The sequence below is a fragment of the Streptomyces sp. 3-6 genome (genome assembly GCF_056323165.1).
In genome coordinates this window covers 103823-118297 of the sequence record NZ_JBWHZP010000004.1, presented here as the reverse complement: position 1 = coordinate 118297, position 14475 = coordinate 103823, and the positions used below count along the sequence as shown (strand labels likewise).

Sequence of the window (14475 nt, the reverse complement as noted above, 5' to 3'; positions counted from 1 at the left end):
GCGGCCCCGGCGGCCCCCGCCGCCCACCGGAACATCCCCTGCGGGAACCGGGCACTCCGGGCCGCCCCCGGCCGTTGCCACAACAACGGCTGGGGGCGGTCCTGTTCGAACGGCGGTGCCCATGCCTTTAGTCTGTGGGCCAGCGGGGTACCCCCTGCTGTCAGCACCCATCGCCTGTACGAGACGGAGTGGCACCGGATGCAGCACGCAGTGGGTTCTCCGCTGCCGCCGCCCCATCATCAGGGGCACGGACCGGCCGGCGGCTGGTCACCGGCCGCACACCACCCCGGGCCCCACCCGGGAGCGCACCAGGGCCCCCCGCCCGCCCCCGCGCCGCCCCCGCCGCCGGGCTACCCCGTGCCCCCGCCCGGACCGGCCCCGCACGCCCCGGCCTCCCAGCCCGCACCCGGCCCCCGGCACGCCTCCGTCGCGCCGCCGCCGGACACCACGGGCCACATGCAGCTGCCGCCCGGCGCCCCGGTCGCCGTCCCGCCGCAGACCGCCGCGGCGCCCGCCGACCCCTCGGCGACGGCCATCGCGGTCCTGCTCATAGGCCCCGCGGGAGCGGGCAAGACCAGCGTGGCCAAGTACTGGGCGGACCACCGCCGGGTACCGACCGCCCACATCAGCCTGGACGACGTGCGGGAATGGGTCCGCTCCGGGTTCGCCGGCCCGCAGACCGGGTGGAACGACAACTCCGAGGCCCAGTACCGCCTGGCCCGCCGCACCTGCGGCTTCGCCGCGCGCAACTTCCTCGCCAACGGCATCTCCTGCATCCTCGACGACGCCGTCTTCCCCGACCGCCCCGTGGTGGGCCTCGGCGGCTGGAAGCGGCACGTCGGCCCCGGGCTGCTGCCCGTCGTCCTGCTGCCCGGCCTGGACGTCGTCCTGGAGCGCAACGCCGAACGCAGCGGGAACCGCCGCCTCAGCGACGAGGAGGTCGCCCGCATCCACGGCCGCATGGCCGGCTGGTACGGCTCCGGGCTGCCCATCATCGACAACTCCCAGCTCGGCATCCCGGAGACCGCCAAGCTCCTGGACGACGTCCTCGCCCGCTCCCTCGCCAGCCCGCCGGCCTGGTGACCCCGGCCGGCCGGCCCGGAGACCTTCCCCGGCGTCCCGGAGGGGTCCCGCGGCGACCGCGCGGCCGGGCCCGCCTCACCCGGTGGGCCCGCCGCCCGGGCGCCCCACCAGGAGGCATGCCCCGGCGGCCCCCGCTCGGCCCCTCCCGACCGGCGGCATCCGGCCCGCGCTCATAGGCTCGGGGCATGTCAGAGGTGTACGCGGCCCGCCGGGCGCGGCTCAGGGATTGCTGCAACGCGGGGGGCAGCGCGGCGGCGCTCGTCTCCCGGCCCGCCAATGTGCGCTACCTCGCGGGGGCCGCGCCCGAGGGCGCGGTGCTCCTGCTGGGCCCGGCCGAGGACCTCCTGGTCTGCGCCGGCCCGCCCGAGGAGCGGTTCCCCGAGGCCCGGCCGGACGAGTCGCTGCGCCGGCACGTGGTGCCCGGCGGCGCGGGCGACCCCGCGGTCGCCGCCACCGCGCTCGCCGCCGGCCAGGGCGCCGACGCCCTCGCCGTCGAGGAGCACCACCTCACCGTCGCCCGCCACCGCGCCCTGGCGTCCGCCGCCCCGGGCCTGCGCCTGGCGGACGTCGGGGGTGCGGTGGAACAGCTGCGCGTGATCAAGGACGAGGAGGAGATCTCCTGCCTGCGCATCGGCGCCGAGATCACCGACCAGGCCCTGGGCGAACTGCTGGAGTCCATCCTCGTCGGCCGCACCGAACGGCACCTCGCCCTGGAGCTGGAGCGCCGCCTCGTCGACCACGGGGCCGACGGCCCGGCCTTCCCCACCTCGGTCGCCACCGGCCCCCACGCCGGACGGCGCGGCCACCGGCCCACCGACCGCCGGGTGGAGGAGGGCGACTTCCTCTCCGTCTGCCTCGGCGCCGCCTACCGCGGCTACCGGTGCGAGATCGGCCGCACGTTCGTCATCGGCACCGCTCCGGCCGCCTGGCAGATCGAGCTGTACGACCTCGTGTTCGCGGCCCAGCGGGCGGGCCGGGAGGCCCTGGTGCCCGGTGCCGCGTGCCGCGACGTGGACCACGCGGCACGCCAGGTCCTGGACTCCGCCGGGTACGGGCAGGCCCTCCCCGAGCTCACCGGTCACGGGGTCGGACTGGAAATCGACGAGGACCCTCAGTTGGGCCCCGCGGCCATGGGTAAACTGGACGCTTGCGTGCCGGTCACCGTCGAACCGGGGGTCCACCTCCCCGGCCGGGGCGGTGTCCGGATCGATGACACGCTCGTCGTGCGCCCCGAGGCGGACGGCGGACCCGAGCTACTCACCATCACGACCAAGGAGCTGCTCGCGCTGTAGCCGCGCCGAGTGCCTGCCCCGGGTCGTCTCACGTCAGTCCAGGAGATTCCGCAACGTGGCTTCCACGAACGACCTCAAGAACGGCATGGTGCTCAAGCTGGAAGGCGGCCAGCTCTGGTCCGTCGTCGAGTTCCAGCACGTCAAGCCCGGCAAGGGCCCGGCCTTCGTGCGCACCAAGCTGAAGAACGTGCTGTCCGGCAAGACCGTCGACAAGACCTTCAACGCCGGCGTCAAGGTCGAAACGGCCACCGTCGACAAGCGCGACATGCAGTTCTCCTACATGGACGGCGACTACTTCGTCTTCATGGACATGGAGACCTACGACCAGCTGCACATCGACCGCAAGGTCGTCGGCGACGCCGCCCACTTCCTCGTCGAGGGCTTCGAGGCCACCGTGGCCACGCACGAGGGCGAGGTGCTCTCCGTCGAGCTGCCGGCCGCCGTCGAGCTGACCGTCAAGGAGACCGAGCCCGGCGTGCAGGGCGACCGCTCCACCGGCGGCACCAAGCCCGCCACGCTGGAGACCGGCCACCAGATCCAGGTCCCGCTCTTCATCGTCACCGGCGAGAAGATCAAGGTCGACACCCGCACCAGCGACTACCTCGGCCGGGTGAACGGCTAACCGTGGCTGCCCGCAACACGGCCCGCAAGCGCGCCTTCCAGATCATCTTCGAGGGCGACCAGCGCGGTGCCGACGTCCTGACGGTCCTCGCGGACTGGATCCGGCACTCCCGGACCGACACCCGGCAGCCGCCGGTGAGCGAGTACACGATGCAGCTGGTCGAGGGCTACGCGGAGCACGCGCAGCGCATCGACGAGCTGATCGCGCAGTACTCGGTCGGCTGGACGCTCGACCGCATGCCCGTCGTCGACCGCAGCATCCTCCGCCTCGGCGCCTACGAGCTGCTCTGGGTCGACGAGACGCCGGACGCGGTGGTGCTGGACGAGATGGTGCAGCTGGCCAAGGAGTTCTCCACCGACGAGTCGCCGTCGTTCATCAACGGCCTGCTCGGCCGGCTCAAGGAGCTCAAGCCCTCGCTGCGCCGGGAGTAGGAGCGCCGGGAGCAGCGGTGTCAGGACCAGGAGCACGCCCCGCGTCCGGCGCGGGGCACCGCCCGCTCGGCCACCGACGGCCCGCGGCCCGTGAGGGTCGCGGGCCGTTCGCCTGCGGGCGTGCCGGGGTAAGGACGCGGAACCGCCGGGGCGGCCGGAGCCCTCGGACAGGGTTCCGGCCGCCCCGGCGGTACGTTTCTGCTCAACGCGCGCGGCGCGTCGCCGATCAGTTCTCCTCGTGCACCGCGACCGCGCGGCGGGCGTCCGCGTCCAGCACGCCCCAGCTGATCAGCTGCTCGGTGAGGACCGACGGCGACTGGTCGTAGATGACGGCGAGGGTGCGCAGGTCGTCCTGGCGGATCGAGAGCACCTTGCCGTTGTAGTCGCCGCGCTGCGACTGGATCGTCGCCGCGTAGCGCTGCAGGGGACCCGCCTTCTCGGCCGGCACCGTGGCCAGCCGCTCCAGGTCCAGAACCAGCTTGGGCGGCGGCTCGGCGGCACCGCCGGGGGTCGTCCCGGGCAGCAGCTCCTGCACCGGCACGCCGTAGAAGTCCGCCAGCTCCGCGAGGCGCTGCACGGTCACGGCGCGGTCACCGCGCTCGTAGGACCCGACCACGACCGCCTTCCAGCGTCCCTGGGACTTCTCCTCGACACCGTGGAGGGAAAGGCCCTGCTGGGTGCGGATCGCCCGGAGCTTGGCCCCGAGCTGTTTGGCGTATTCGCTGGACATATAGCTCCCCGGCACTGTGTCTACGCGTCCGGTCTGGATTCCGGGCCGCGCGGCTGGTAACTCACTGTGAGGTTACGCAGCGTTACTCTCGCCCGTCAAGCCGAATGGTCCACCCCGACGCTTCCGTGGTAATCGCCGCCGGTTGCTCCGAACGGGTGATTCGGGGGCGGCCCGGGGGTGATCGCGGCGCGACCGGGGCGCGTGACGGTCCGCGAGCGGCACCTGATAGCGTAGGGCCGCACATCCGACGTCCTTTAAGGTCCGTCCCGTGAGGCGGAGAAGGAGGTCCGTTTCCCATGGACGAACAGCAGGACGCGCCCCCCGGCGGGCGGCCCGTTCTCGAAGGCCCCGACATCGCGCGGGTCCTGACCCGCATCGCCCACGAGATCGTCGAGCGCGCCAAGGGCGCCGACGACGTGGTGCTCCTCGGCATCCCGACGCGGGGTGTCTTCCTCGCCCAGCGGCTGGCCGCCAAGCTGGAGCAGATCACCGAGCGCAAGGTCCCGGTCGGCTCGCTCGACATCACCATGTACCGCGACGACCTGCGCATGCACCCCCCGCGCGCGCTGGCCCGCACCGAGATCCCCGCCGACGGCATCGACGGCCGCCTGGTCGTCCTCGTCGACGACGTGCTCTTCTCCGGCCGCACCATCCGTGCCGCCCTCGACGCGCTGAACGACATCGGGCGCCCGCGCGCGGTGCAGCTCGCCGTGCTCGTCGACCGCGGCCACCGCGAGCTGCCCATCCGCGCCGACTACGTCGGCAAGAACCTCCCCACGTCGCTGCGGGAGACGGTCAAGGTCCTGGTCGCCGAGGAGGACGGTCGCGACACCGTGCTGCTCGGCGCGAAGCAGACCACCCAGTAGCGCTTCGGCCCTCCCGTCGGCGGGCGTGCGGGGGCACGCTGCCCTCCCGCGCCCCCGGCTGCCCGAATCGCCTGACGTTCCCGCTTTTTCCGCATGAACTGTCTTACGGAGCCTGACAGATGCAGCGCCATCTCATCTCGGCCGCCGACCTCTCCCGCGACGACGCCGTCCTGATCCTCGACACCGCCGAGGAGATGGCCCGGGTCGCCGACCGGCCGATCAAGAAACTGCCCACCCTGCGCGGCCGCACCGTCGTCAACCTCTTCTTCGAGGACTCCACCCGCACCCGGATCTCCTTCGAGGCCGCCGAGAAGCGGCTGTCCGCGGACGTCATCAACTTCACCGCCAAGGGCTCCAGCGTCTCCAAGGGCGAGTCCCTCAAGGACACCGCCCAGACCCTGGAGGCCATGGGCGTCGACGCGGTCGTCATCCGGCACAGCGCCTCCGGCGCCCCCTACCGGCTGGCCACCTCCGGCTGGATCGACGCCACCGTCGTCAACGCCGGGGACGGCACCCACCAGCACCCCACCCAGGCCCTGCTGGACGCCTTCACGCTGCGCCGCCGCCTGGTCGGCCGGGACGCCGGACTGGGCAAGGACCTCGGCGGACGCCGCGTCACCCTGGTCGGCGACATCCTGCACAGCAGGGTCGCCCGCTCCAACGTCGACCTGCTGCACACCCTCGGCGCCGAGGTCACCCTCGTCGCCCCGCCCACCCTGCTGCCGGTCGGCGTCGAGACCTGGCCCTGCGAGGTCTCCTACGACCTCGACTCCACGCTCACCAAGTCCGACGCCGTGATGCTGCTGCGCGTCCAGCGGGAGCGGATGAACGCCGCGTTCTTCCCCACCGAGCGCGAGTACTCCCGGCGCTACGGCCTCGACGGCGACCGCATGCGCAAGATGCCCGACCACGCCGTCGTGATGCACCCCGGCCCGATGGTCCGCGGCATGGAGATCACCGCCGACGTCGCCGACTCCGACCGCTGCACCGTCGTGGAGCAGGTCACCAACGGGGTGTCCATCCGGATGGCCGTCCTCTACCTGCTGCTCGGCGGCAACGAGCCCGCCCTCACCCACGCCCGCGCGACGGAGGAGAAGTAAGACCATGAGCAAGACCCTGATCCGCGGTGCGAAGGTGCTCGGCGGCCCGCCCCAGGACGTCCTGATCGACGGCGGCACCGTCGCCGAGGTCGGCACCGGCCTGTCCGCCGAGGGCGCCGAGGTCGTCGAGGCCGACGGCAAGGTGCTGCTGCCCGGCCTCGTCGACCTGCACACCCACCTGCGCGAGCCCGGCCGCGAGGACTCCGAGACCGTCCTCACCGGCACCCGGGCCGCCGCGAGCGGCGGCTACACCGCCGTGTTCGCCATGGCCAACACCTTCCCCGTCGCCGACACCGCCGGCGTCGTCGAGCAGGTCTGGCGGCTCGGCAAGGAGCACGGCTACTGCGACGTGCGGCCGGTCGGCGCCGTCACCGTCGGCCTGGAGGGGAAGCAGCTGGCCGAACTGGGCGCCATGCACGAGTCCGCGGCCGGTGTCACCGTCTTCTCCGACGACGGCAAGTGCGTCCACGACGCCGTGATCATGCGCCGCGCCCTGGAGTACGTGAAGGCGTTCGACGGCGTCGTCGCCCAGCACGCCCAGGAGCCCCGCCTCACCGAGGGCGCCGAGATGAACGAGGGCGTCGTCTCCGCCGAACTCGGGCTCGGCGGCTGGCCGGCCGTGGCCGAGGAGTCGATCATCGCCCGGGACGTGCTGCTCGCCGACCACGTCGGCTCCCGCGTGCACATCTGCCACCTGTCGACCGCCGGCTCCGTCGAGATCGTCCGCTGGGCCAAGGCCCGCGGCATCCGCGTCACCGCCGAGGTCACCCCGCACCACCTGCTCCTCACCGACGAACTGGTGCGCACCTACAACCCGGTCTACAAGGTCAACCCGCCGCTGCGCACCGAGCGGGACGTCCTCGCCCTGCGCGAGGCGCTGGCCGACGGCACCATCGACATCGTCGCCACCGACCACGCCCCGCACCCGCACGAGGACAAGGACTGCGAGTGGGCCGCCGCCGCCATGGGCATGGTCGGCCTGGAGACCGCCCTGTCGGTGGTGCAGGAGACCATGGTCGACACCGGACTGGTGGACTGGGCCGGCGTCGCCGACCGGATGTCCTTCGCCCCCGCCCGGATCGGCCGGGCCGCCGGACACGGCCGCCCCGTCTCGGCCGGTGAGCCCGCCAACCTCGTCCTCGTCGACTCGGCATACCGTGGATCCGTGGACCCCGCGGGCTTCGCCTCGCGCAGCCGCAACACCCCCTACGAGGGTCGTGAGCTGCCGGGCCGTGTCACCCACACCTGGCTCCGGGGCAAGGCCACGCTCGTCGACGGGAAGCTCACGTGACCTCTGTAATCCTGCTGGCCGCCGAGAAACAATCGGCGGAAGTGACCGACTGGGCCGCCCGCATCGGCTGGATCGTCGGCCTCGCCCTCTTCGTCGCCTTCCTCTACTGGCTGATGCGCGAGGGCTGGAAGTGGCGCGGCACGCTCCAGGGCGACCTGCCCGAGCTGCCGTCCGCGCCGGACGACCCCGGCCCCGCCCGGCTGACGATGAGCGGCCGCTACCACGGCTCCACCACCGCCGGCCAGTGGCTCGACCGCATCGTGGCCCGCGACCTGGGCACCCGCAGCCGGGCCGAGCTCACGCTCACCGACGCGGGAGTGGACGTCGTCCGCCCCGGGGCCGGCGACTTCTTCGTCCCGGCCGCCGCCCTGCGCGGCGCCCGCCTCGACAAGGGCATCGCCGGCAAGGTCCTCACCGAGGGCGGCCTGCTCGTGGTGACCTGGGCCCACGGCGAACGGGTCATCGACTCCGGGTTCCGCTCCGACCGGGCGGCCGAGCACACCGAGTGGGTCGAGGCCCTCACCACCATGATCTCCAAGACGGAAGGCGCACGATGACAACCTCCACCAGGGGGACCGCCAGGGTTCCCGCCGTACTCGTCCTGGAGGACGGCCGGATGTTCCGCGGCCGTGCCTACGGGGCGGTGGGGGAGACCTTCGGCGAAGCGGTGTTCTCCACCGGCATGACCGGCTACCAGGAAACCCTCACCGACCCGTCGTACCACCGCCAGGTCGTCGTGATGACCGCCCCGCACGTCGGCAACACCGGCGTCAACGACGACGACCCCGAGTCGAAGCGCATCTGGGTCGCCGGCTACGTCGTCCGCGACCCCGCCCGGGTGCCCTCCAACTGGCGCTCCCGCCGCACCCTGGACGACGAGCTGTCCGCCCAGGGCATCGTCGGCATCAGCGGCATCGACACCCGCGCCCTCACCCGCCACCTGCGCGAGCGGGGCGCCATGCGCGTCGGCATCTTCAGCGGCGACGCCGTGCGCGACGACGCCGCGCTGCTGGCGAGCGTGCGGGAGGTGCCCGCGATGGAGGGCGCCGACCTGGCCGGCGAGGTCGCCACCCGCGAGCCGTACGTGGTCCCCGCGGAGGGCGAGAAGCGGTTCACCGTCGCCGCGATCGACCTCGGCATCAAGGGCATGACCGCGCAGCGCATGACCCAGCGCGGCATCGAGGTGCACGTCCTGCCCCCGACCGCCACCGTCGAGGACGTGTACGCCGTCGACCCCGACGGCGTGTTCTTCTCCAACGGCCCCGGCGACCCCGCCACCGCCGACCACGCCGTCTCCGTCATGCGGGGCGTGCTGGAGCGCGGCACCCCGCTGTTCGGGATCTGCTTCGGCAACCAGATCCTCGGCCGCGCCCTCGGCTTCGGCACCTACAAGCTCAAGTACGGCCACCGCGGCATCAACCAGCCCGTGCAGGACCGCGCCACCGGCAAGGTCGAGGTCACCTCGCACAACCACGGCTTCGCCGTCGACGCCCCCCTCGACACGGTCTCCGACACCCCGTTCGGCCGCGCCGAGGTGTCCCACGTGTGCCTCAACGACAACGTGGTGGAAGGGCTGCGCCTGCTCGACCGGCCGGCCTTCAGCGTCCAGTACCACCCCGAAGCGGCGGCGGGCCCGCACGACGCCGCCTACCTGTTCGACCGCTTCGTCTCCCTGATGGAGGGCCAGCGTGCCTAAGCGCACCGATATCCAGTCCGTCCTGGTCATCGGCTCCGGCCCGATCGTCATCGGGCAGGCCGCCGAGTTCGACTACTCCGGCACCCAGGCGTGCCGCGTCCTCAAGGCCGAGGGCCTGCGGGTCGTCCTGGTGAACTCCAACCCGGCGACGATCATGACCGACCCGGAGATCGCCGACGCCACCTACGTCGAGCCGATCACCCCCGAGTTCGTCGAGAAGATCATCGCCAAGGAGCGGCCGGACGCCCTGCTGCCCACCCTGGGCGGCCAGACGGCCCTCAACACGGCCATCTCCCTGCACGACAACGGCGTCCTGGAGAAGTACGGCGTCGAACTGATCGGCGCCAACGTGGAGGCGATCCACAAGGGCGAGGACCGCGACCGCTTCAAGGAGGTCGTCGAGGCCGTCCGCCGAAAGATCGGCCACGGCGAGTCCGCCCGCTCCTACATCTGCCACTCCATGGACGACGTCCTCAAGGGCGTCGAGGAACTCGGCGGCTACCCGGTCGTGGTCCGCCCCTCCTTCACCATGGGCGGCGCCGGCTCCGGCTTCGCGCACGACGAGGACGAGCTGCGCCGCATCGCCGGCCAGGGCCTGACCCTCTCGCCGACCACCGAGGTGCTCCTGGAGGAGTCCATCCTCGGCTGGAAGGAGTACGAGCTGGAGCTGATGCGCGACAAGCACGACAACGTCGTGGTCGTCTGCTCCATCGAGAACTTCGACCCCATGGGCGTGCACACCGGCGACTCCATCACCGTCGCGCCCGCCATGACGCTCACCGACCGCGAGTACCAGACCCTGCGGGACATCGGCATCGCCGTCATCCGCGAGGTCGGCGTCGACACCGGCGGCTGCAACATCCAGTTCGCGGTGAACCCCGAGGACGGGCGGATCATCGTCATCGAGATGAACCCCCGGGTCTCCCGCTCGTCCGCGCTCGCCTCCAAGGCCACCGGCTTCCCGATCGCCAAGATCGCCGCCAAGCTGGCCGTCGGCTACACCCTGGACGAGATCCCCAACGACATCACACGCGAGACGCCGGCCTCCTTCGAGCCGACCCTCGACTACGTCGTCGTCAAGGCCCCCCGGTTCGCCTTCGAGAAGTTCCCCAGCGCCGACTCCACCCTCACCACCACCATGAAGTCGGTCGGCGAGGCCATGGCCATCGGCCGCAACTTCACCGAGGCGTTCCAGAAGGCGCTGCGCTCCCTGGAGAAGAAGGGCAGCCAGTTCACCTTCGTCGGCGAGCCCGGCGACAAGGCCGAACTGCTCCGCGAGGCGGTCCGCCCCACCGACGGCCGGGTCAACGCGGTCATGGGAGCCATCCGCGCGGGCGCCACGCCCGAGGAGGTCTTCGAGGCCACGAAGATCGACCCGTGGTTCGTCGACCAGCTGTTCCTCCTCAAGGAGATCGCCGACGAGCTGGCCGCGGCCCCCGAGCTGAACCGCGAGCTGATCGCCGAGGCCAAGCGGCACGGCTTCTCCGACCAGCAGATCGGCGAGATCCGCGGGCTGCGCGAGGACGTCGTCCGCGAGGTCCGCCAGGTGCTGGGCATCCGGCCCGTCTACAAGACGGTCGACACCTGCGCCGCCGAGTTCGCCGCGAAGACCCCGTACTTCTACTCCTCCTACGACGAGGAGAGCGAGGTCGCGCCCCGCGAGAAGCCCGCCGTCATCATCCTGGGCTCCGGCCCCAACCGCATCGGCCAGGGCATCGAGTTCGACTACTCCTGCGTGCACGCCTCCTTCGCGCTGTCCGACGCCGGGTACGAGACCGTGATGGTCAACTGCAACCCGGAGACCGTCTCCACCGACTACGACACCTCCGACCGGCTCTACTTCGAGCCGCTCACCCTGGAGGACGTCCTGGAGATCGTCCACGCCGAGCAGCAGGCCGGCCCGGTCGCGGGCGTCGTCGTCCAGCTCGGCGGCCAGACCCCGCTGGGCCTCGCCCAGGCGCTCAAGGACAACGGGGTGCCCATCGTCGGCACCCCGCCGGAGGCCATCCACGCCGCCGAGGACCGCGGCGCCTTCGGCCGCGTGCTCAAGGAGGCCGGCCTGCCCGCCCCCAAGCACGGCACCGCCACCGCCTTCGCCGAGGCCAAGGCCATCGCCGACGAGATCGGCTACCCGGTGCTGGTCCGCCCGTCCTACGTGCTCGGCGGACGCGGCATGGAGATCGTCTACGACGAGGCCCGGCTGGAGTCCTACATCGCCGAGTCGACCGAGATCAGCCCCGACCGTCCGGTGCTGGTCGACCGCTTCCTCGACGACGCCGTCGAGATCGACGTGGACGCCCTGTACGACGGCGAGGAGCTGTACCTCGGCGGCGTCATGGAGCACATCGAGGAGGCCGGCATCCACTCCGGCGACTCGGCGTGCGCCCTGCCCCCGATCACCCTCGGCGGCTACGACATCAAGCGGCTGCGCGCCTCCACCGAGGGCATCGCGCGCGGCGTCGGCGTGCGCGGACTGATCAACATCCAGTTCGCCCTCTCCGGCGACATCCTCTACGTGCTGGAGGCCAACCCGCGCGCCTCGCGCACCGTCCCCTTCACCTCGAAGGCGACCGCGGTGCCGCTCGCCAAGGCCGCCGCCCGGATCTCGCTGGGCGCCACCATCGCCGAACTGCGCGCCGAGGGCCTGCTGCCGGCCACCGGCGACGGCGGCGAACTCCCGCTGGACGCGCCGATCTCCGTCAAGGAGGCCGTGCTGCCCTGGACCCGCTTCCGGGACATCCACGGCCGGGGCGTCGACACCGTCCTCGGCCCGGAGATGCGCTCCACCGGCGAGGTCATGGGCATCGACTCCGTCTTCGGCACCGCCTACGCCAAGTCGCAGGCGGGCGCCTACGGGCCGCTGCCGACCAAGGGCCGGGCGTTCATCTCGGTCGCCAACCGCGACAAGCGGTCGATGATCTTCCCGGCGCGCGAGCTGGTCGCCCACGGCTTCGAACTGCTCGCCACCTCCGGCACCGCCGAGGTCCTCAAGCGCAACGGCATCCACGCCACCGTCGTGCGCAAGCAGTCCGAGGGCACCGGACCGAACGGCGAGAAGACCATCGTCCAGCTCATCCACGACGGCGAGGTCGACCTCATCGTCAACACCCCCTACGGCACCGGCGGCCGCCTCGACGGCTACGACATCCGTACGGCGGCCGTGGCCCGCTCCGTGCCCTGCCTGACCACCGTGCAGGCGCTCGCCGCCGCCGTCCAGGGCATCGACGCCCTGCACCGGGGCGAGGTGGGCGTCCGTTCCCTCCAGGAACACGCGGAACACCTGACCGCCGCCCGCGACTAGCAGCGACGAGGGGGACACCGTCGACACGGTGTCCCCCTCCTCATGAGGACACCTGGGACACCCACGACGATGTACGACCTCTTCTTCCGCCTCTTCTTTTGGCGCATGGACCCGGAGCGGGCGCACCACCTGGCCTTCCGCTGGATCCGCCGGGTGGCGAGGGTGCCGGTGCTGCGCACCTTCGTCGCCGCCGTCCTGGCCCCCCGCCACCGGGAACTGCGCACCGAGGCCCTGGGGCTCCGCCTGCACAGCCCCGTGGGGCTCGCGGCCGGGTTCGACAAGAACGCCGTCGGCATCGACGGCATGGCCATGCTCGGCTTCGACCACGTCGAGATCGGCACGGTGACGGGCGAGCCGCAGCCCGGCAACCCGCCGCAGCGGCTGTTCCGGCTGGTGCCGGACCGGGCCCTGATCAACCGCATGGGCTTCAACAACGAGGGCTCGCTGGCCGTGGCCGCCCGCCTGGCCTCCCGCACCCCTGTCTTCCGCACGGTCGTCGGGGTCAACATCGGCAAGACCAAGGCGGTCCCCGAGGCCGAGGCCGTCGCCGACTACGTGACGTCGGCGGAGCGCCTGGCACCGTACGCGGACTACCTGGTGGTCAACGTCTCCTCGCCGAACACGCCCGGCCTGCGCGACCTCCAGGCCGTCGGCCACCTGCGCCCGCTGCTGACCGCCGTGCGCGAGGCCGCCGACCGGGCGGTCCCGGCGCGCCGGGTGCCGCTGCTGGTCAAGATCGCCCCGGACCTCGCCGACGAGGACATCGACGCGGTGGCCGACCTGGCCGTGGAACTCGGCCTGGACGGGATCATCGCCACCAACACCACCATCGCCCGGGACGGGCTCGGCCTGCGCTCCGACGAGACGCTCGTGCGGGAGACCGGCGGCCTGTCCGGCGCCCCGCTGAAGGAGCGCTCCCTCCAGGTGCTGCGACGGCTGTACGCGCGCGTGGGCGACCGGATCACCCTGGTGGGCGTCGGCGGCATCGAGACCGCCGAGGACGCCTGGCAGCGCATCCTGGCCGGCGCCACGCTGGTCCAGGGCTACAGCGCGCTCGTCTACCGGGGCCCCTTCTGGTGCCGCGGCCTGACCAGGGGGCTCGCCGCCCGGCTGCGCACGAGCCCCTACGACACGCTCGCCGACGCGGTGGGCGCCGACGTGAGGAGGACCGCATGAGCGGACTCGAGCCCTTCGGCGCGCGGCTGCGCCGGGCGATGGACGAGCGCGGCCCGCTGTGCGTCGGCATCGACCCGCACGCCTCCCTGCTGGCCCAGTGGGGCCTGGACGACACCGTCGCCGGCCTGGAACGGTTCAGCCGAACCGTCGTCGAGGCGGTCGCGGACCGGGTGGCCGTGCTGAAGCCGCAGAGCGCGTTCTTCGAGCGGTTCGGCTCCCGGGGCGTGGCCGTGCTGGAGGACACGGTGCGCGAGGCCCGGGAGGCCGGCGCCCTGGTGGTCATGGACGCCAAGCGCGGCGACATCGGCTCCACCATGGCCGCCTACGCCGAGTCGTTCCTGCACCAGGACGCCCCGCTGTTCTCCGACGCGCTCACCGTCTCCCCGTACCTCGGCTACGGCTCCCTCGCCCCGGCGGTCACGCTGGCGCGGGAGAGCGGCACCGGCCTGTTCGTGCTCGCGCTCACCTCCAACCCGGAGGGCCACGAGGTGCAGCACGCGGTGCGCGCCGACGGCCGGACCGTCGCGGCCACCGTGCTCGGGCACCTCGCCGCCGAGAACGCGGGGGAGGAGCCGCTGGGCTCCTTCGGCGCGGTGGTCGGCGCCACCCTCGGCGACCTCGCGGACTACGACCTGGACATCGGTGGACCGCTGCTCGCGCCCGGCATCGGCGCGCAGGGGGCCACGGCGGCCGACCTGCCGGCGGTGTTCGGCAGCGCGGTGCGCAACGTCGTGCCGAACGTCAGCCGGGGGGTGCTGCGCCACGGTGCCGACGTCGTCGCGCTGCGTGACGCCGCGGACCGTTTCGCGGAGGAGATCAGGACCGCCGTCGCGTCCGGCAAGTCTTCCGACGAGGGGTTCCGTGAGGGCCGCTGACCTGGAGACACC

General features: G+C 72.6%; 13 protein-coding genes. 12 read left to right on the top strand and 1 reads right to left on the bottom strand.

Annotated features, from left to right (window positions below):
* Positions 1-198 precede the first annotated feature (198 nt).
* The 4 genes from AC02VZ_RS08095 to nusB all read left to right on the top strand — a co-directional run bounded on the left by AC02VZ_RS08095 (position 199) and on the right by nusB (position 3428).
* Entirely contained in the window at positions 199-1083 is an 885-nt protein-coding gene (locus tag AC02VZ_RS08095) for a Pro-rich N-terminal domain-containing protein (RefSeq protein ID WP_476474955.1), read from the top strand.
* Between the two features lie 185 nt (positions 1084-1268).
* Positions 1269-2375 (top strand): aminopeptidase P family protein, encoded by a 1107-nt coding sequence (locus AC02VZ_RS08090; RefSeq protein ID WP_476474954.1) that lies wholly within the window; start codon positions 1269-1271, stop codon positions 2373-2375.
* A 55-nt stretch (positions 2376-2430) separates the two neighbouring features.
* Positions 2431-2997, top strand: a complete 567-nt coding sequence (efp, locus tag AC02VZ_RS08085) for an elongation factor P (RefSeq protein ID WP_476474953.1) — start codon at positions 2431-2433, stop codon at positions 2995-2997.
* A 2-nt stretch (positions 2998-2999) separates the two neighbouring features.
* A complete protein-coding gene (nusB, locus tag AC02VZ_RS08080; protein ID WP_476474952.1) occupies positions 3000-3428 on the top strand; it encodes a transcription antitermination factor NusB in 429 nt (142 codons plus the stop codon).
* Between the two features lie 226 nt (positions 3429-3654).
* Here nusB and bldD read toward each other — a convergent pair whose 3' ends face one another.
* Entirely contained in the window at positions 3655-4158 is a 504-nt protein-coding gene (bldD, locus tag AC02VZ_RS08075) for a transcriptional regulator BldD (RefSeq protein ID WP_362093335.1), read from the bottom strand.
* A gap of 296 nt (positions 4159-4454) precedes the next feature.
* Here bldD and pyrR point away from each other — a divergent pair, with 296 nt between their 5' ends.
* From pyrR to pyrF, 8 genes are all read left to right on the top strand, one after another.
* Positions 4455-5024 (top strand): bifunctional pyr operon transcriptional regulator/uracil phosphoribosyltransferase PyrR, encoded by a 570-nt coding sequence (gene pyrR, locus AC02VZ_RS08070; RefSeq protein ID WP_476474951.1) that lies wholly within the window; start codon positions 4455-4457, stop codon positions 5022-5024.
* Positions 5025-5143: 119 nt separating this feature from the next.
* Entirely contained in the window at positions 5144-6124 is a 981-nt protein-coding gene (locus AC02VZ_RS08065; RefSeq protein ID WP_476474950.1) for an aspartate carbamoyltransferase catalytic subunit, read from the top strand.
* A 4-nt stretch (positions 6125-6128) separates the two neighbouring features.
* Positions 6129-7415 carry a dihydroorotase gene (locus AC02VZ_RS08060; protein WP_476474949.1) on the top strand — a complete coding sequence of 429 codons (1287 nt, stop codon included), beginning with the start codon at positions 6129-6131 and terminating at the stop codon, positions 7413-7415.
* The gene (locus AC02VZ_RS08055; RefSeq protein WP_476474948.1) at positions 7412-7972 is read left to right on the top strand and encodes a PH-like domain-containing protein; all 561 of its coding nucleotides are present in this window, start codon (positions 7412-7414) and stop codon (positions 7970-7972) included. The genes AC02VZ_RS08060 and AC02VZ_RS08055 overlap by 4 nt, the downstream gene beginning before the upstream one ends.
* A complete protein-coding gene (gene carA / locus AC02VZ_RS08050; RefSeq protein WP_476474947.1) occupies positions 7969-9111 on the top strand; it encodes a glutamine-hydrolyzing carbamoyl-phosphate synthase small subunit in 1143 nt (380 codons plus the stop codon). Before AC02VZ_RS08055 ends, carA begins: the two co-directional genes overlap by 4 nt.
* Positions 9104-12412, top strand: a complete 3309-nt coding sequence (gene carB / locus AC02VZ_RS08045; protein ID WP_476474946.1) for a carbamoyl-phosphate synthase large subunit — start codon at positions 9104-9106, stop codon at positions 12410-12412. Before carA ends, carB begins: the two co-directional genes overlap by 8 nt.
* Before the next feature lie 69 nt (positions 12413-12481).
* Positions 12482-13588, top strand: coding sequence for a quinone-dependent dihydroorotate dehydrogenase (locus tag AC02VZ_RS08040; RefSeq protein WP_476475030.1), 1107 nt, complete (start codon positions 12482-12484; stop codon positions 13586-13588).
* A complete protein-coding gene (gene pyrF / locus AC02VZ_RS08035) occupies positions 13585-14463 on the top strand; it encodes an orotidine-5'-phosphate decarboxylase (protein WP_476474945.1) in 879 nt (292 codons plus the stop codon). Before AC02VZ_RS08040 ends, pyrF begins: the two co-directional genes overlap by 4 nt.
* Positions 14464-14475 lie beyond the last annotated feature (12 nt).

Bases quoted from the DNA above. Each gene is read 5' to 3' on its own strand.
- AC02VZ_RS08065 (WP_476474950.1), top strand. From the start codon at position 5,144: ATGCAGCGCCATCTCATCTCGGCCGCCGACCTCTCCCGCGACGACGCC.
- bldD (WP_362093335.1), bottom strand. From the start codon at position 4,158: ATGTCCAGCGAATACGCCAAACAGCTCGGGGCCAAGCTCCGGGCGATC.
- carA (WP_476474947.1), top strand. From the start codon at position 7,969: ATGACAACCTCCACCAGGGGGACCGCCAGGGTTCCCGCCGTACTCGTC.
- AC02VZ_RS08090 (WP_476474954.1), top strand. From the start codon at position 1,269: ATGTCAGAGGTGTACGCGGCCCGCCGGGCGCGGCTCAGGGATTGCTGC.
- AC02VZ_RS08060 (WP_476474949.1), top strand. From the start codon at position 6,129: ATGAGCAAGACCCTGATCCGCGGTGCGAAGGTGCTCGGCGGCCCGCCC.
- AC02VZ_RS08040 (WP_476475030.1), top strand. From the start codon at position 12,482: ATGTACGACCTCTTCTTCCGCCTCTTCTTTTGGCGCATGGACCCGGAG.
- pyrF (WP_476474945.1), top strand. From the start codon at position 13,585: ATGAGCGGACTCGAGCCCTTCGGCGCGCGGCTGCGCCGGGCGATGGAC.
- AC02VZ_RS08095 (WP_476474955.1), top strand. From the start codon at position 199: ATGCAGCACGCAGTGGGTTCTCCGCTGCCGCCGCCCCATCATCAGGGG.
- pyrR (WP_476474951.1), top strand. From the start codon at position 4,455: ATGGACGAACAGCAGGACGCGCCCCCCGGCGGGCGGCCCGTTCTCGAA.